Source organism: Streptomyces yamdrokensis (assembly GCF_053890455.1).
Window position 1 is genome coordinate 3,319,629 of record NZ_CM132679.1, and the last position, 15,323, is coordinate 3,334,951.

The following is a 15,323-nucleotide window of genomic DNA, read 5'->3' on the forward strand; positions in this document are numbered from 1 at the left end:
GGCGGCCCAGAGTCACGTCCGGGCCGCCCTTCGGCCGTCGCTCACGAATCCTCTGTCTCGTCGGCATCCAGAATCTCCAGCACGCGCGGCACGTCATCGCAGTCCCGCCAGCCGACCGGACGAGGGTCACTGAAGGCAGATGGCACGTCTACATCCTCCCAGACCGGCAGAGGGTCGCCGAGGGCCGAAGGCACGTCGTCGTCCTCCCAAGTCGTCGTAGGCGTCTCTGCCTGGCGGCAGCCGCCCTGGGTCAGTGGTGCCGTTGGCCTGTTCCGGCCCCCTGGTGACGAGGCCACCGCGCCGGGTCCCCGCTCTTGCCGTGGGCGCGCTGGTCGGATGGCGGCCGAAGGGGAGGATGCGTGGGCGGGACACGCGTGCCGGACGGACGGCAGACAGTACGCTGAATCCAGCGGGGTCGGGCCCGCACCACAGTGTCCGGGAGGTGCTTCATGACGGCCGAGATGGTTGCCCCGGCGTGGATGCATGAGCAGATCACGGCGGAGGAGTACGAGTCCTGGTCCGAGGAGCAGTGCGCCGGTATCGAGATCGTGGACGGGATGGTCGTCGTGAGTCCGAGCGCGTCCAAGCGGCACAACCGGCTGGCCCGGATTCCGGCGAACGCCCTGGATGCCGCCGCGGGCCCGGAGTGGAACGCCGACACGGACTTCGACGTCCGGCTTCAGGACGTCCCGCTCACCAATCGCCGCCCGGACGTCGTCGTGTACCGCGCAGACACGATCGACATCACCCCCACTCGCCCTGAGCACGTGCTGCTGGTCGCGGAGGTTGTGTCGCCAGGCTCGGAGACCACCGACCGGATCGTGAAGGTCGACCAGTACGCCAAGGCGGGCATCGGCTTCTACTGGCGGATCGAGCAGGCCGCGACAGGCGTTCCTCTCGTGTACACGTACGTTCTCGACCCCGCGACGCAGACCTACCGGGACGGGGACGTGTTCACCGGCGTCCTCAAGGTAGTGGCCCCGTTCCCGGTGGAGATCGACCTCGGGCAGATCTGACGCACGCGCTGCTCAGCAGCCGGCGGCGCGTGAGCGATGCGTGAGCGGACTGCCCGATACAGGGCGGCATGAGCCGGATCAAGTGGCTCGTCGCGCAGTTCTGACCAGGGGAAACAGCACCGCGTGGCAGCGCCAGGCCTCCCTCGGCAAGGATTCGATCCCACTCCTCAAGCGGGTGTCGCAGGTTCGAATCCTGCCGGGGGCACAGAGAAACAGCTGGTCAGAGGCCCTTCCGTCCGACGGACGGGAGGGTCTTCCTCTCTATCCGGTTCGCCAAGGTCTTCTCCCGCGACCGCTACAGGCCCGGCACGTTCACGGCCAAGCCGCCGGCGTGCGGCAGGCTCGTCCGGTCAACTCATCCGCAGGCATCCACGACGCGCACCGACTCAGGTCGACGGCGTCCTCGACGGGCCGGGCGGGGCCCGGTCTCAGGCGGCGTGCGGTGTGAAGGTGACGCGGGAATCGCCCTCGTCGATGGCCAGGTTCAGGGTCCCGTTCAGGGCCTTGGCCAGGCGTCGCAGCAGCGGGAGAGTGGGCACGGTGTCGCCGCCTTCCATCCGGGGCACCTGAGGCTGCGTCATTCCGGCCCGCTCGGCCAGTTCGGTCTGGGACAGGCCGAACTCGATCCGACGGTCGTAAACCGCCTGCCCGAGGTCGCCGGGCCCGGCGCGCCCTCCACGTGCTGTGATTCATCAACTCTCCTTGCGCCGCTCGTACGTGCGCTCGGCCCGGCCGTGCTCGGCCTCGCAGACCTTCAGTGCCTGATGCCGCACACGCTCGACTTCCGCCGCATCACGATCCTCGTCTTACGGAACACCGTCAGCAGAACGATCCGCTGCCCGGAGGCCAGCCAGTACTGGATGCGCACGACCTCGTTCGCCGCAAGGATCGAGAACGTCTGTCGCGGACGGCGCAGCTCGTGACTCAACGCATTGCGGTCGCATCGGACCAGCACTGATCAACCCACGCCGCAGTGGCTCTCCTGCCCTCCGGAGAGCCACTCGCACCGTTCCCTCGCGCCGAGGTCGCGGGTCCGGCAGCCTTCGGTACCGGGTGCCGTCAGGGATCAGCCCGCCGCACGGACCACGACTTCGAATCCGAGGTCGCTCAACAGCTTGGCAGCGTGGTCCTTGCCGCCGGAGAACTCGTCGCGTCCCAGAGGATCCCGTCCGGACAGATGACCGTGCGCCGCCCCCACGATGGCCTTTGAGTCGTACTCCTTGCCATCGATCTTGAGCAGGTAGCTACGCGAAGGCCCGAATCCGTATTTCTCCAGGAACGCATCCCGACCGAGCCGGTCGTACTCCGCAACAGTCTGCAGGATCGCAGGTCGAGTGATTTCGTTCAGCGTCATGATGGGAAAGTAGACGAAGCCACCGACATACGGGGCCGTGCCGGCCAGGAGGAGCCCTCCGGCGGTCGTCCGGCTGTGGGCGCGGGCCCCGTCGGTGACGACGCCAAACCGTTTTCAGCTGAGTTTCGACGGGCGTTCCCGCGTCGTCGTGGTCGACGGCCAGGACGTGGGCGGGTACGCGGCCGCTGCAGCACACGTGCTGTGCGCGCGGATGGTGGGAGCTGTGCGGGACGCCCGTCAAGGATGAGTCGGCCCGGCGCCGGTACGAGAAGTTGGTCGGCCGCCTCGAGACGCTGATGCGGGCCACGCTCGAGCCCGAGTACCAGGACTGTTACGGGCAGCTGATCCTGAGCGGCGACGACCTGGCGAACACGCGACTTACAACGGCGTCCTCTGACATCGAACCTGGACCGTTTGCCGGCCAGGTTGGAAGGCCGGAGGTTCAGCCCTCGACACCAGCGGCATGCAGGGCATCGATGACGAGCGCGTACCGCGCTGCGGCCTTCGGGAACCGCTTGGCGTGTTCGTGTACCTTCCTCAGCGCCTTCCCCGTGGGCGTCGCGCCGCGAGCGAGCAGATGGTGCACCATCTGCACCTGCCCGAAGAGGGCCGCCCACTCCAGAGATGTCTTGTCCTTCATCACCGCATCGATGTCCGTCCCGCGGTCCAGAAGCAGGTCCACGGTCTGCGGGTGCCCCTGGTCTCCGGACGTCGCTGCCAGCACCAACGGCACGTGCCTCATCCTGCCCTGGGCACAGGTGGGGACACCGGCATCGAGAAGGACCCTCACCACTTCCGTGTGCCCGTGCATCGCCGCCTGGCACAGCGGCGTCGACTCGTCGTACTCACCTGTCCGCTGTTGCGGATCTGCCCCCGCCGCAAGGAGCAGGCGGACAGTCTCGGCATGTCCCTCCCGCACGGCGAGATCCAGTGCGGTACGCCGAGCCGTATTCGGGGCATCCACCCCGGCACCCGCACTCAGCAACCATGCCACCACAGCCGCGTCCCCGTCCTTGGCAGCCCGTGTCGACTGCTCCGCTTTGCCCATGTCGTGATCATGCCTGGCCGTCCGAGCCCGTCGACAAACGGCCCCGGTTCGATGTCAAAGGACAAACGGCTAACACAGTGAACCGCTCCGGGATCGACGGAGGCTCCGGAGTGCCCCGGCCCACCCGGTGCCCTGGCGTCAGCCTTCGTGGGGCGTCTTCGGGCGGGTGACCGGTACGACCGTGAGGAGGTCGTCCAGCCCCTTGAAGTCGTCGGGGTTGGTGGTGAAGAGGGGAAGGCCCTCGGCCATGGCGATGGCGATGGCGGCGATCATCAGGTCGGCCACCCTGCGGCGCGGCTTGCGGCCGGCACTGATCACCGCGGCACAGATGCGCCCGTAGATACGGGCCGCGTCGGCGTCGAAGGGGATGGGGTCGAACTCGTTCTCGGCGCGTTGCAGGACGTCGAGCCTGCGGGCACGTTCGGCGTGTTCGTCGCAGCCGCTTTGTTCGTCGTCGCGACGGACCTCGTGCGGACCGGCGGACAGCTCGGCCAGGGTGACGGCGGTGATCGCCATTTCGTCCGGCAGTTCCTCGGGGGCCACCCACCGGCGCAGAGTCATGATGCTGGTGTCGAGGAGTCCCCGCTGATACGCCGAGCGGTCAGCGGGCACAGGGATCGTCCGGGTAGGTGTCGGCCGTGGCGTCCTGGTCGGCGCGGAACGTGTCGAGGTCGATGCCGGGAGCGGTCCTGGACATCGCGGCGAACTCCTGACGGGAGACGAACCGACGGCGTCGGCGCAGCGGGACGAGCTCACCGATCGGGTGTCCGTCGCAGGTGACGGTGAACGACTGGCCGCCCTGTATGGCGTCCATGACCTCTCGGGACCGGCTGCGCAGATCCCGCTGGGTGATTTCGGGCTGAACGCTCATACCATCACGGTAGCACCGGGTGCTACCGAGTAGCACTCCATGTCGAAAGCCTTGGACCGACAAGCCTTCGGTCGTGAACGCAGCGAGCGATCAGGGCCGGCCGGCGGGCGGCACGGGCAACCCCCTCCCGGAACGGATTCAGCGCACATGGGGCCGGGGAGCCCCGCGCAGACACGAGAACCACGGAGGGGTGCTTCCCGGGCCGGACATCCCAGGGTCGACGTTTCCACAGGTCACAGCCCGCTCAAGGGAAACACCTCAAGTGGTGTCGCAGGTTCGAATTCCGCCGGGGCGCTGTCCGCACCGCAGGTAGGAGAATCCCAGGCCCCTCGTTCCATTCGAACGGGGGGCCTTCCTCACGCCCGGAGTCCACGAAGGGCCCTACATCCCCACGCACCCTGGACGCGCCTCTCGCAGACCTGCGCGGTATCCGCCGGAAGGGCGGCCCCGGCAGGCGAGGGCCCCGAAGAGGCCGGGCCGCGCTGGAGAAGACCTGGCATACTTAAAGTATGGCAACCCGGAAGATCACCATTACCGTGCCGGAAGAGCTGGTGGAATCGATCAAGGAGCGCGTTGACGCGCGCGGGGTATCCGGTTACATCGCAGCCGCCGCCGCTCATCAGGACGCCATGGACCGACTGCGCGAGTTGTCCGAACGTCTCGAAGAAGAGCACGGCGCCGTGACGGACGACGAGCAGCAAGCAGCGCTGGACCGCATCGCCGCCATCGACGGTTGGCACGACGAGCAGCGGGCCGGTTCGGGCGAGGCCGCGTGAGCCGCACCGCCCGAGCGAAGCTGCACCGGCCGCGACAGCGTGTCTTCGTGTTCGATTCCGAGGCTCTCTCCAAGGCGGTTCAGGGCGATCGGGAGATGGCTGCGCTGATCAAGACGGCTCCGCGACTGGACATCCCGATCGTCACCTCGGCGCTCACGACCTTGGAGGCATGGGACCCTCGTGAAACGTCGAGGCAGGCACTGTGGAACTGGACGCTGTCCAGGATCCGCATCGTGCACACTGACGACCAGGTGATCGCCATGGCGCGCGACATGCTGAAGGCAGCCGGCCTGCACGGGCACAAGTACGCCATCGACGCCGTCCTGGCGGCCGTGGCCGGGCGGGAAGCCGCGCAGGGAGCTCAGGCAACCGTCTTCACCTCCGACACCGACGACATGAATCAACTTCTCGTGGGACGTTCCGTGCGAATCGAGAAGGTCTGACGAGACGTCACCCGCACCTCGCTCCGACCACTCGCCGGCTCGCCGGCTCGCCTGAGCAACCCGCGCCCTCGTCGGACGGCATCCACCGGCACGTATTCAGCACACACGGGAACGGGAAGCACTGTGAACACGTGAGAACTGCGGAGGAGTGTTTCCCCTGGCCAGACACCTCGAGGTCCACATTTCCACAGGTCACATCCCCGCCCAGGGGGAAACTCCGCGAGCGGGTGTCGCAGGTTCGAATCCTGCCGGGGGCACCGCGGCCAAGGGCCGGTCCGAGGGACTTGATCCCCCGGACCGGCCCTGCCGTGTGATCGCGTCCGCGGCACGCTCGGACCACGAAGTCCGTTGTGCTCCCACCGAGCCGGTGCTCCGGCATCAGCCCTCGTGGGGCACCTCCGGGCGGGCGACGGGTACGACGGTGAGGAGGTCGTCCAGTCCTTTGAAATCGTCGGCGTCGGCGTCGGCGTCGAAGGGGAACTACGGGGTGCGCACGGGCTCCGGCGCGGGTGGTGCGTGGGCGGGTACCCGCTCCGGCTGCTGCTGCTGCGGCGGCGGCGGCGCGGGCGGGACGGGGGCGAACAGCCAGCCGGTGGACGGCCGGGTCAGCGGACGGACCAGGCGGCGCACCGGCGGGGACCCGAGCACCATTGTCAGCAGAACCGCGCACAGCACCAGACCGACGATCTCGACCGGGGTGTTCACCCGCGATATCCAGCCCAGTTCCCGGACCGGCAGTATGACCAGCGGGTGCAGTAGGTAGATCGTGAACCCGCCGGCGCCCAACATGGTGATCAGCGGCAGCCGCCGCCGGGGCGTCAGCCGCAGCAGACAGAGCACCAGGGCCGCGGCCGAGGCCAGCACCAGCAGCCGGACGACCCAGGCCCATTCCAGGCTCAGCGGATCGGCGGCGGAGTAGGAATGGCGCATGGAAAGCCAGTTGCCCTTGATGTCCCTGTGCCACAGCCATCCCACGACGCAGGAGGAAAGGATGCCGGCGACCGCCACGAACAGGCTCCAGCGGCTGGTGAACCAGGTGCTCAGGAAGCCCTGACCGATCCGCCAGCCGAGATAGAACAGCGGAAGGTAGACGAGTGTGCGGCTCGCCGAGAAGGCCATCCCGAACTCCTCGACGTACCCCACGGCGAGGGCGACGCCCGTGGTGACGAGCAGGGGGTGACGCAGCTGGACCACCAACGGCAGGAGCAGCCGCCAGAAGAAGAGGGACATCAGGAACCAGAGAGTCCACGGCAGTTGGACGACATGCACGATGAACTCGTTGCCCAGCCAGTACTTCTCCAGCGAGTAGAGCAGGCTGAACGCGAGGGCGGGCAGCACGATGCTCTGCAGCAGGGTGCGCAGGGAGCGGGGGCCGAGCGGCCCCGCGTTGCTGAACACACCGGCCAGCATGACGAAGGCGGGCACCCGGAAGGCCCAGGTGGCGATGTGGAAGGAGTGCAGCACGTCTACCCGCTCCATGATGCTGCCACCGGTGTGCAGAATCACGATCAGCAGGGCTGAGAGGAACCGCGCGTTGTCCCACCACGGATTCCTGGCCCGGTCCGCCCCGCCGGCGCGGTCGGTGGAGACGGTGGTGGCACGTCTCGGGAGTGGCTTGTCCTTCATGGCGGCGTGCTCCTGACAGCGGCTCGGCAGCGGAATCGGCCGCCGTACCGGTGCTCGGCTTGACGGGGCTGGGCACACCGTGCCGATCTTCGTGGAGTGCCTGCTTGCCGGCTCAGGTTCATACGGTGAACTCCACATGTACATCAGGAGCCCTGACGCATCTCTGGCCGGCGTCCCCGCCGCACTGCCCGTCCCGCTCGTTTCGTTCCCGGCCACCCGTACGCGGGACCGCAGCGCGCACGTCGAGGGTGCGGTGGACTTCCCCGACAGCCGGACGCCCGCCACCGTCCCGGTGCGCATCCAGTACTCGCGGGACGGCAGGCGGTGGGCGGACCTGCTCACGACGGAGGCCACCTGGTCCGGTAGACGACGATCACGTCCGGCCGCGCCCCACACTTCGCTCCACAGATCGGAAAGATCTTCGAAACATTCGAAGAGTTGATCTCTCATTCCGGTCTCGAATTCGATGGTTTCAAGCGATCAACTTCAATACGGCTCGAGACGCATGAGTCGCACCAGGTGAAACGCATGTCCATATGGCCCGCCAGCGAGCGAATGTTTTGGAATCACTACCGAAACTATTGACAGTTGACGGGCTCACATCAAAACTGTTCGCCATCGACAGCGCTCCACCACTGTCGAGCCGGGTCGCCACCGTGCCCCCGGTCCTCCGGTCGCCGAGCACCCCCGCGACCGGCCAGGTCCGGCCGCGCCGCGTGACGCACGAGTGGTCGCCGTCACCTGCTCCGCAGGGTCGTCTCACGCTGCCCGACCCCACCGGCCTCACGAGGACGAGGAGGAAGCACGCACATGAACGACGTACCCGCACACCACGCGAGCCGCGGAAGCGGCCGCTTCGGGCGGCTCAGCCGCTTCAGGCTGCTCATCAGCGGTTTCTGCACCACGGTGCTGGTCGCCGTGGCCTCGGTCGCCCTGCCCGGCACCGCCCACGCCGACACGGTCGTCACCACGAACCAGACCGGCACCGACAACGGCTACCACTACTCGTTCTGGACCGACGCACCCGGCACGGTCTCCATGACCCTGAGCTCCGGTGGCAACTACAGCACCTCCTGGCGCAACACCGGAAACTTCGTCGCCGGCAAGGGGTGGGCCAACGGCGGACGCAGGGCCGTGACCTACTCGGGCACCTTCAATCCGTCCGGCAACGCCTACCTGACGCTCTACGGATGGACGTCGAACCCGCTCGTCGAGTACTACATCGTCGACAACTGGGGCACCTACCGGCCCACGGGAACGTTCATGGGCACCGTCACCAGTGACGGTGGTACGTACGACATCTACAGGACGACGCGGTACAACGCCCCGTCCGTCGAGGGCACCCGCACCTTCGACCAGTACTGGAGCGTCCGGCAGTCGAAACGGACCGGCGGAACCATCACCACCGGCAACCACTTCGACGCCTGGACCCGCGCCGGAATGCCCCTGGGCACCTTCAACCACTACATGATCATGGCGACCGAGGGATACCAGAGCAGCGGCAGCTCCAACATCACGGTGGGAGGCACCGGTTCGGGTGGTGGTGGCGGAAGCGGCGGATGCAGCGCGACCCTGTCCGCGGGCCAGCAGTGGAGCGACCGGTACAACCTCAACGTCTCGGTCACCGGCTCCGGCGACTGGACCGCGACGATGAACGTCCCCTCCCCCGCGAGGGTCCTCTCCACCTGGAACGTCAGCGCCACCTACCCCAGCTCCCAGGTACTGACCGCCAAACCCAACGGCAACGGCGACAACTGGGGCGCCACCATCCAGCACAACGGCAACCGCACCTGGCCAACGGTCTCCTGCAGCACGAACTGACCCCCCGAATCAACGATGCTGGAGGAGGACCACTCCGTATGAGAACCGGACCGCATCTCTCGATACGCTCCCTGGTCACGCGGCTGACCGTCGTCGCGCTGGCCGCCGCGAGCACCCTCGCCGTCGACGCCGTCCCGGCCCAGGCCGCGGCCTGCAACGGATATGTCGGGCTCACCTTCGACGACGGGCCGTCCGGCAGTACGCCGAACCTGCTCAACGCACTCAAACAGAACGGGCTACGGGCCACGATGTTCAACCAGGGCCAGTACGCCGCGGCCAACCCGGCGCAGGTCCGGGCCCAGGTCGATGCCGGCATGTGGGTCGGCAACCACAGTTACACCCATCCGCACCTGACTCAGCAGAGCCAGGCTCAGATCGACTCGGAGATCTCCCGGACCCAGCAGGCCATCTCGAACGCGGGCGGCGGCACTCCGAAACTGTTCCGTCCGCCGTACGGCGAGACCAACTCGACGGTGAAGTCGGTCGCGGCCAGGTACGGTCTGACCGAGATCATCTGGGACGTCGACTCTCAGGACTGGAACGGCGCCGGTACCGACGCGATCGTGCAGGCCGCCGCCCGGCTCACCAACGGCCAGATCATGCTCATGCACGACTGGTCCGCCAACTCTCTCTCCGCGATTCCGCGGATCGCGCAGGGGCTGGCCAGTCGTGGCCTGTGCGCCGGAATGATCTCGCCGCAGACCGGCCGCGCCGTGGCACCCGACGGCGGTGGCTCCGGGGGTGGTGGCGGAAGCGGCGGATGCAGCGCGACCCTGTCCGCGGGCCAGCAGTGGAGCGACCGGTACAACCTCAACGTCTCGGTCACCGGCTCCGGCGACTGGACCGCGACGATGAACGTCCCCTCCCCCGCGAGGGTCCTCTCCACCTGGAACGTCAGCGCCACCTACCCCAGCTCCCAGGTACTGACCGCCAAACCCAACGGCAACGGCGACAACTGGGGCGCCACCATCCAGCACAACGGCAACCGCACCTGGCCAACGGTCTCCTGCAGCACGAACTGACCCCCCGAGAGCACCCGGGGAGACACCGTTCCTGCGGCGCGGCGGCCATGTGCTGCCGCGCCGCCCGGCCTGCAGCCGGCCTCAACCGGTCAGCACGCGCCCGCCGGTTCGGAGGTCAGGCAGATGTTGTTGATGAACTTGTTGTCCTTGCCCTCGTCGTCGCGGGTGGCCAGGTCCGCCGGTCGGTTGCCCAGCACGAAATTGTCACGGACGACGTTCCGGTCGTTGGAGACGCCGTCCATGCTGCCGAACACGACGATCCCGCCGGAATACGGCGAGTCGCCCACGTTGTCGCGGACCGCGTTCTGCGTCACCAGCACTTCCTCCGTGCCGACGAGGACGATGCCGGCCCCCTGGAGGTGGGGCAGGCGTGCGGTGGCGGGACAGGACGTGTTGTTCTCGTAGACCGCGTTGCGACGGATGGTCAGGTCGCCCACCGTGCGCGGCAGCACGACGAAGACACCGGCGCAGTTCTCGGTGATGACATTGTGCTCGACGGTGAGGTCCCTGAGCCGACGGGTGGTCATGCCGATCCGGTTGCCCGTCAGGCGGTTGCCGCTGATCACCGTGCCACGGGTGTCGAGGGTCTCGCTCTCCGCGTCGGCCTCGAACACGTTGGCGGTGTACAGCCCGGCGTCGCCGTTGCCGCTCGCGGTGTTGTGGCGGAACGAGGCGCGGGTGGAGCGATCCTGCGCGATGCCCCACTGGCCGTTGTCCCGGGCGGTCACCCGGTGGACCTCCAGCCGGTCGGTGCGCGTGGCCAGGACGCCGCTCTTCTTGAACCCTTCGACGGTCAGTGCCCGGATCCGCACCCCGGTGACGGGTTGTACGTCCGTGCCGGTGACGCAGATGCCGTTGCCCGCCTCCGCGCACGCACCCCGTGCCTCCTCGTCCTTTCCGGGCACGATCACGGTCTGCTTGTCCGCGCCCCGGAGGGTCAGCGGCTTGGTGATCGTGACGCTTCCGCGGTAGGTGCCCGGCGTCAGGACGATGGTGGCTCCGGGTGCGGCCGCGTCAACGGCCTCCTGGATGGACTGGCCCGGATGGACCACTTGCTCGGGCCCGCTGCGGGCAAAGGCGGCGGGAGCGAGGGCGCCCATGCCGACGACGAGGGGCGCGATGGCGCAACTGAGGCCTGTGACCTGGTATTTCCTCATGAGCCCGACGTTATGGGCCACCCCGCAGCGCCGCCACTCTTGGCGACCATATGGATATGGAAAGCCACCGATCGGACTCGTTCCCCGGCTCGGCCCCCGGCCGCCGGGCCGGGACAGGGGCGAGGCAGGAGCCGCCCCGAGCCGGATGGCAGGTCGTGCCGCACGGTGCTGATCAGGTGGAAGGGCACCGTACGGCCCAGCCGGGCGCCACTCGTCGGAGATTCGTCGGCCCGATCAGGGTTGTCCAGTGCCGGTTTCGGCCTTGCGCAGCATCTGGGCCAGCAGCAGGGCGCCTCCGGTCGCCGCCCCCACCGCCCCCACCGCCCCCACCGCCCCCACCGCCAAGAATCCGCGAGAGGAACGCCAGGACAGCACCGACCAACGCGATTGCGCGGAGAAGAACGATCCTGTACTCAGCCACGAGCCGGTCGAGATCAGCGAGAGGGAGGAACCGATCGAGCCGACCGACAGTGCACTCCCGATGGAGCCGACCGACAGGGCCGAACCGACAGACCCCACGGACAGCACCGATCCGACCGAGCCGATCGACAACACGGAGTCCTGTGACCACAACGACAGTACCGAACCGGAGGAGGCACGGCGGAGCGACTGGACGGACAGCTTTGTCATGAGGCCATCCTGCCCTCTGGTCGTTCTGCCTCGGGAGGTTGTGGACGGATGACGCGGGTCTGGCCTCGGTCTTTCCTGACGGACGGCCAAGGTCGTCCCCCGCGACGGCCGGAGAAGTGAACGCGCCACTACGCCCGGCGCCGTATCACGCATCACTCATCACGCACCTCGCCGCTTGCCACCTGCCACCTGCCACCTGCCACTGGACGACCCCAAGCCACCGGGCTTCGCCCCGTTACGCGGTGGCAGCGGGAAGGCCGGGGACAGCCGGTGGGCGGCCCTCAGCGGCGGGGAGGCTGAGGACCATGGTGAGGCCACCGCCGGGGGTGTCCTCGGTCTGCAGGGTGCTCCCCATGGCCTCGGCGAAACCGCGGGCGACCGCCAGGCCGAGGCCGACTCCGTCCCTCCGCGGGGCGTCGCCGTAGCGCTGGAACGGGGAGAAGATGAGCTCCTTGACCTCGTCGGGAACGCCCGGCCCCCGGTCCACCACGCGCAGTTCCACCCGGTCGGCGAGAGTGCTGGCCGTCACCAGGACCGGCTCGTTCTCGGGACTGTATTTGACGGCGTTCTCCACGACGTTGGCGACCACCCGCTCCAGCAGCCCCTTGTCCGTCGCCACCATGGGAAGGCTCTCGGGGATGTCCAGGACGACGACCGACTCCGGTTCCGGGATCCCGCCCAGGGCCAGCGGAACGACCTCGTCCAGGTCCACTTCACGGATCAGCGGCGTGACGGTTCCGGTCTGCAGGCGGGACATGTCGAGCAGGTTGCCGACCAGGTGGTCGAGGCGGTCGGCGCCCTCCTCTATCGCCTCCAGGAGCCCGGCTCGGTCCTCCTGCGACCATTCCACGTCGTCCGACCGCAGCGACGACACGGATGCCTTGATCCCGGCGAGGGGAGTGCGCAGGTCGTGGCTGACCGCGGCGAGCAGAGCGGTACGGATGCGGTTGCCCTCGGCCAGGTCTCTGGCCTGGTCGGCCTGGGACTGAAGCCGCCGGCGGTCCAGGACGACGGCGGCCTGCGCCGCGAACGCGGCCAGGACGCGGCGGTCGGAGGCGGGCAGCACCCGGCCGGAGATCGCGAGCGCCATGTGGTCGCCCACCGGCACGTCCACGTCGGCGTCCTCGGGCCGTACCACGGCGGGGGTGGCCCCGACGCTGCCGGCGCAGGTCCACGGCGCCTTGTCGTTCTCCCTCTCCAGCAACGCCACGGAGTCCACGGCGAAGGTCTCCCGCACGCGTTCCAGCAGTGCCTCCAGGCTGCTCTCCCCGCGCAGCACACTGCCGGCGAGGAAGGACAGGGTCTCCGCCTCGGCGCGCAGCCGGGCCGCCTGGTCGGTACGGCGTGCCGCGAGGTCCACCACCGAGGCCACGGACACGGCGACGCCCACGAAGACCGCGAGGGCGACGATGTTTCGGGGGTCGGCGATGGCGAAGGTCCGGACCGGCGGCGCGAAGTACCAGTTGAGCAGCAGTGATCCCATCGCGGCGGAGGCCAGGGCGGGCAGCAGGCCGCCGAGCAGTGCCGCCGCCACCGTGAGGGCGAGAAACAACAGCATGTCGTTGGCCAGGCCCACATCGGGCAGAGCGGCTTTCAGCAGCAGGGTCAACAGGACGGGGCCGAGTGCGCCGGCCAGCCATCCGGCCACGATGCGGGGCCGCCCGAGCCGCGCGCCTCGGGCGGCCGGGAGGCCGCGGCCCTTTCCCACCTCGTCGTGTGTGATGAGGTGGACGTCCAGGTCCGGCCCGGAGTCACGGGCGACGGTGGCACCCGCGCCGGGCCCGAGTATGTACTGCCAGCCCTTGCGCCGGGACGCTCCGAGCACTATCTGCGTGGCGTTCGCCCCGCGGGCGAACTCCAGGAGCGCGGTCGGGATGTCGTCACCGACGACATGGTGGAAGGTGCCGCCCAGATCCTCGACCAGAGTGCGCTGGACGGCCAGTTCCTTGGGTGAGGCCGAGGTCAGTCCGTCGCTGCGGGCCACATAGAGCGCCAGCACCTCGCCTCCGGCCCCCTTCTCCGCGAGGCGTGCCGCCCGCCGTATCAACGTCCGGCCCTCGGGCCCGCCGGTCAGGCCGACCACGATCCGCTCGCGCGAGCCCCAGATCGTGCGGACCCCGTGCTCGGTGCGGTACTGCTGCAGGTACTCGTCGACCCGGTCGGCCACCCAGAGCAGGGCCAGCTCGCGCAGGGCGGTGAGGTTGCCGGGGCGGAAGTAGTTGGACAGGGCCGCGTCGACCTTGTCGGGCTTGTAGACGTTGCCGTGCGCCATCCGGCGGCGCAGGGCCTCGGGTGACATGTCGACCAGCTCGATCTGGTCGGCCCGGCGCACCACCTCGTCCGGCACAGTCTCCTGCTGGCGTACGCCCGTGATGGACTCGACGATGTCGCCGAGCGACTCCAGGTGCTGGATGTTGACCGTGGAGATGACGTCGATTCCGGCCGCGAGCAGTTCCTCCACATCCTGCCAGCGCTTCGTGTTGCGGGAGCCCGGAACGTTGGTGTGGGCGAGCTCGTCGACGAGGACGACTCCGGGGCGGCGGGTCAGCACCGCGTCCAGGTCCATTTCCGTGAACGTGGACCCCCGGTACTCCAGGCACCCGCGCGGCACCTCTTCCAGGCCGTGCAGCATCGTCCGTGTGCGCGGCCTGTCGTGGGACTCCACGAGGCCGACCACGCAGTCGGTGCCGCGTTCCACCCTTCGATGCGCCTCGGCCAGCATGGCGTAGGTCTTGCCGACGCCTGGTGCCGCGCCGAGGTAGATCCGGAGTCTGCCGCGTGCCATCGTCTTGTTTCTGCTCTCGTGGTGGTGCAGGGGTGGTGCGGAGGGGGACGGCCGGTACCGGGGTCACGCCTCGAAGCGGTAGCCCATTCCGGGTTCGGTGATGAGGTAACGGGGGCGGGAGGGGTCGGCCTCCAGTTTGCGGCGCAGCTGGGCCATGTACACCCGCAGATAGTTGGTCTTGTTCTCCAGGGTCACGCCCCAGACCTCGTGCAGCAGCTGTTTCCGCGTGACGAGACGGTCGGGGTGGGTCACCAGGATCTCCAGCAGGTGCCACTCCGTCGGAGTCAGGTGGATGTCGCGGTCATCCCGGCGGACCTTCTTCGCGACCAGGTCGACGGTGAAGTCGTCCGTCGTGACCAGTGGAACCTCGAGTGTGCCCGGCGCGGTCTCCATGCGGCGGACCGCGGCGCGCAGACGGGCGAGCAGCTCGTTCATGCTGAACGGCTTGGTGATGTAGTCGTCGGCTCCCGCGTCCAGCGCGGCGACCTTCTCGTCGGAGGCCTGGCGGGCGGACAGCACCAGGATCGGTACGCGGGTCCAGCCGCGCAGCGCCCTGACGACCTCGACGCCGTCCATGTCCGGCAGGCCGAGGTCGAGGACGACCACGTCGGGCCGGCGCGCGGCCGCCAGGCGCAGGGCCGTGGCACCGTCCGGGGCCGCGTCGACCCCGTAGTGGCGGGCCTGCATGGTGATGACGAGCGCGCGTACGAGCTGGGGGTCGTCCTCCACGACCAGCACCCGGGTCATCGGTGTACGCCTTTCCTGTCGTGCACG

General features: G+C 68.7%; 14 protein-coding genes and 2 pseudogenes. 5 read left to right on the top strand and 11 right to left on the bottom strand.

The genetic code is table 11. The annotated features are described in order from the left end of the window. Positions 1 to 449: 449 nt before the first annotated feature. The gene (locus tag ACWZEH_RS14470; protein WP_456198699.1) at positions 450 to 1,016 is read left to right on the top strand and encodes a Uma2 family endonuclease; all 567 of its coding nucleotides are present in this window, start codon (positions 450 to 452) and stop codon (positions 1,014 to 1,016) included. 428 nt (positions 1,017 to 1,444) lie between these two features. Here the strand turns inward: ACWZEH_RS14470 and ACWZEH_RS14475 are convergent. The 6 genes and pseudogenes from ACWZEH_RS14475 to ACWZEH_RS14500 all read right to left on the bottom strand — a co-directional run bounded on the left by ACWZEH_RS14475 (position 1,445) and on the right by ACWZEH_RS14500 (position 4,289). Continuing rightward, positions 1,445 to 1,709 (bottom strand): annotated as a pseudogene (locus ACWZEH_RS14475) (helix-turn-helix domain-containing protein). After that, a pseudogene (locus ACWZEH_RS14480) lies at positions 1,709 to 1,890 on the bottom strand (type II toxin-antitoxin system RelE/ParE family toxin); the annotation flags it as partial. The pseudogenes ACWZEH_RS14480 and ACWZEH_RS14475, both read right to left, overlap by 1 nt. A 192-nt stretch (positions 1,891 to 2,082) precedes the next feature. After that, a complete protein-coding gene (locus ACWZEH_RS14485) occupies positions 2,083 to 2,370 on the bottom strand; it encodes a ScoMcrA-related endonuclease (RefSeq protein ID WP_456198701.1) in 288 nt (95 codons plus the stop codon). A 442-nt stretch (positions 2,371 to 2,812) separates the two neighbouring features. Then, positions 2,813 to 3,418, bottom strand: a complete 606-nt coding sequence (locus ACWZEH_RS14490; RefSeq protein WP_456198702.1) for an ankyrin repeat domain-containing protein — start codon at positions 3,416 to 3,418, stop codon at positions 2,813 to 2,815. 138 nt (positions 3,419 to 3,556) lie between these two features. Then, positions 3,557 to 4,030 (bottom strand): type II toxin-antitoxin system VapC family toxin, encoded by a 474-nt coding sequence (locus tag ACWZEH_RS14495; protein ID WP_456198704.1) that lies wholly within the window; start codon positions 4,028 to 4,030, stop codon positions 3,557 to 3,559. Then, a complete protein-coding gene (locus tag ACWZEH_RS14500; protein WP_456198706.1) occupies positions 4,020 to 4,289 on the bottom strand; it encodes a type II toxin-antitoxin system Phd/YefM family antitoxin in 270 nt (89 codons plus the stop codon). Before ACWZEH_RS14500 ends, ACWZEH_RS14495 begins: the two co-directional genes overlap by 11 nt. Positions 4,290 to 4,798: 509 nt before the next feature. Between ACWZEH_RS14500 and ACWZEH_RS14505 the strand changes: the two genes are divergently transcribed. Together ACWZEH_RS14505 and ACWZEH_RS14510 are read left to right on the top strand one after the other, a co-directional pair. Continuing rightward, positions 4,799 to 5,065 carry a hypothetical protein gene (locus ACWZEH_RS14505; RefSeq protein ID WP_456198708.1) on the top strand — a complete coding sequence of 89 codons (267 nt, stop codon included), beginning with the start codon at positions 4,799 to 4,801 and terminating at the stop codon, positions 5,063 to 5,065. Beyond that, entirely contained in the window at positions 5,062 to 5,508 is a 447-nt protein-coding gene (locus ACWZEH_RS14510) for a hypothetical protein (protein ID WP_456198709.1), read from the top strand. Before ACWZEH_RS14505 ends, ACWZEH_RS14510 begins: the two co-directional genes overlap by 4 nt. A gap of 480 nt (positions 5,509 to 5,988) precedes the next feature. On the opposite strand, the gene ACWZEH_RS14515 is transcribed toward ACWZEH_RS14510, so the two are convergent. Further along, a complete protein-coding gene (locus tag ACWZEH_RS14515; RefSeq protein WP_456198711.1) occupies positions 5,989 to 7,134 on the bottom strand; it encodes an acyltransferase family protein in 1,146 nt (381 codons plus the stop codon). Between the two features lie 810 nt (positions 7,135 to 7,944). Between ACWZEH_RS14515 and ACWZEH_RS14520 the strand changes: the two genes are divergently transcribed. Together ACWZEH_RS14520 and ACWZEH_RS14525 are read left to right on the top strand one after the other, a co-directional pair. Further along, positions 7,945 to 8,955 carry a glycoside hydrolase family 11 protein gene (locus ACWZEH_RS14520; RefSeq protein ID WP_456198713.1) on the top strand — a complete coding sequence of 337 codons (1,011 nt, stop codon included), beginning with the start codon at positions 7,945 to 7,947 and terminating at the stop codon, positions 8,953 to 8,955. Between the two features lie 38 nt (positions 8,956 to 8,993). Continuing rightward, positions 8,994 to 9,977, top strand: coding sequence for a polysaccharide deacetylase family protein (locus ACWZEH_RS14525; RefSeq protein WP_456198715.1), 984 nt, complete (start codon positions 8,994 to 8,996; stop codon positions 9,975 to 9,977). Between the two features lie 89 nt (positions 9,978 to 10,066). Here the strand turns inward: ACWZEH_RS14525 and ACWZEH_RS14530 are convergent, their stop codons facing one another. The 4 genes from ACWZEH_RS14530 to ACWZEH_RS14545 all read right to left on the bottom strand — a co-directional run bounded on the left by ACWZEH_RS14530 (position 10,067) and on the right by ACWZEH_RS14545 (position 15,296). Beyond that, positions 10,067 to 11,134, bottom strand: a complete 1,068-nt coding sequence (locus ACWZEH_RS14530; RefSeq protein WP_456198716.1) for a right-handed parallel beta-helix repeat-containing protein — start codon at positions 11,132 to 11,134, stop codon at positions 10,067 to 10,069. 234 nt (positions 11,135 to 11,368) lie between these two features. Next, a complete protein-coding gene (locus tag ACWZEH_RS14535) occupies positions 11,369 to 11,764 on the bottom strand; it encodes a hypothetical protein (protein WP_456198718.1) in 396 nt (131 codons plus the stop codon). Positions 11,765 to 11,999: 235 nt separating this feature from the next. Continuing rightward, complete coding sequence (locus tag ACWZEH_RS14540) at positions 12,000 to 14,549, bottom strand: sensor histidine kinase (protein ID WP_456198720.1); 2,550 nt, start codon at positions 14,547 to 14,549, stop codon at positions 12,000 to 12,002. 63 nt (positions 14,550 to 14,612) lie between these two features. Continuing rightward, positions 14,613 to 15,296 (bottom strand): response regulator, encoded by a 684-nt coding sequence (locus tag ACWZEH_RS14545; protein WP_456198722.1) that lies wholly within the window; start codon positions 15,294 to 15,296, stop codon positions 14,613 to 14,615. Positions 15,297 to 15,323: the final 27 nt, after the last annotated feature.

What these genes read in the sequence shown, in the direction of transcription:
- ACWZEH_RS14470 (WP_456198699.1), top strand. Translation starts at nt 450, where the DNA reads ATGACGGCCGAGATGGTTGCCCCGGCGTGGATGCATGAGCAGATCACG.
- ACWZEH_RS14485 (WP_456198701.1), bottom strand. Translation starts at nt 2,370, where the DNA reads ATGACGCTGAACGAAATCACTCGACCTGCGATCCTGCAGACTGTTGCG.
- ACWZEH_RS14490 (WP_456198702.1), bottom strand. Translation starts at nt 3,418, where the DNA reads ATGGGCAAAGCGGAGCAGTCGACACGGGCTGCCAAGGACGGGGACGCG.
- ACWZEH_RS14500 (WP_456198706.1), bottom strand. Translation starts at nt 4,289, where the DNA reads ATGAGCGTTCAGCCCGAAATCACCCAGCGGGATCTGCGCAGCCGGTCC.
- ACWZEH_RS14505 (WP_456198708.1), top strand. Translation starts at nt 4,799, where the DNA reads ATGGCAACCCGGAAGATCACCATTACCGTGCCGGAAGAGCTGGTGGAA.
- ACWZEH_RS14515 (WP_456198711.1), bottom strand. Translation starts at nt 7,134, where the DNA reads ATGAAGGACAAGCCACTCCCGAGACGTGCCACCACCGTCTCCACCGAC.
- ACWZEH_RS14520 (WP_456198713.1), top strand. Translation starts at nt 7,945, where the DNA reads ATGAACGACGTACCCGCACACCACGCGAGCCGCGGAAGCGGCCGCTTC.
- ACWZEH_RS14525 (WP_456198715.1), top strand. Translation starts at nt 8,994, where the DNA reads ATGAGAACCGGACCGCATCTCTCGATACGCTCCCTGGTCACGCGGCTG.
- ACWZEH_RS14530 (WP_456198716.1), bottom strand. Translation starts at nt 11,134, where the DNA reads ATGAGGAAATACCAGGTCACAGGCCTCAGTTGCGCCATCGCGCCCCTC.
- ACWZEH_RS14535 (WP_456198718.1), bottom strand. Translation starts at nt 11,764, where the DNA reads ATGACAAAGCTGTCCGTCCAGTCGCTCCGCCGTGCCTCCTCCGGTTCG.
- ACWZEH_RS14540 (WP_456198720.1), bottom strand. Translation starts at nt 14,549, where the DNA reads ATGGCACGCGGCAGACTCCGGATCTACCTCGGCGCGGCACCAGGCGTC.
- ACWZEH_RS14545 (WP_456198722.1), bottom strand. Translation starts at nt 15,296, where the DNA reads ATGACCCGGGTGCTGGTCGTGGAGGACGACCCCCAGCTCGTACGCGCG.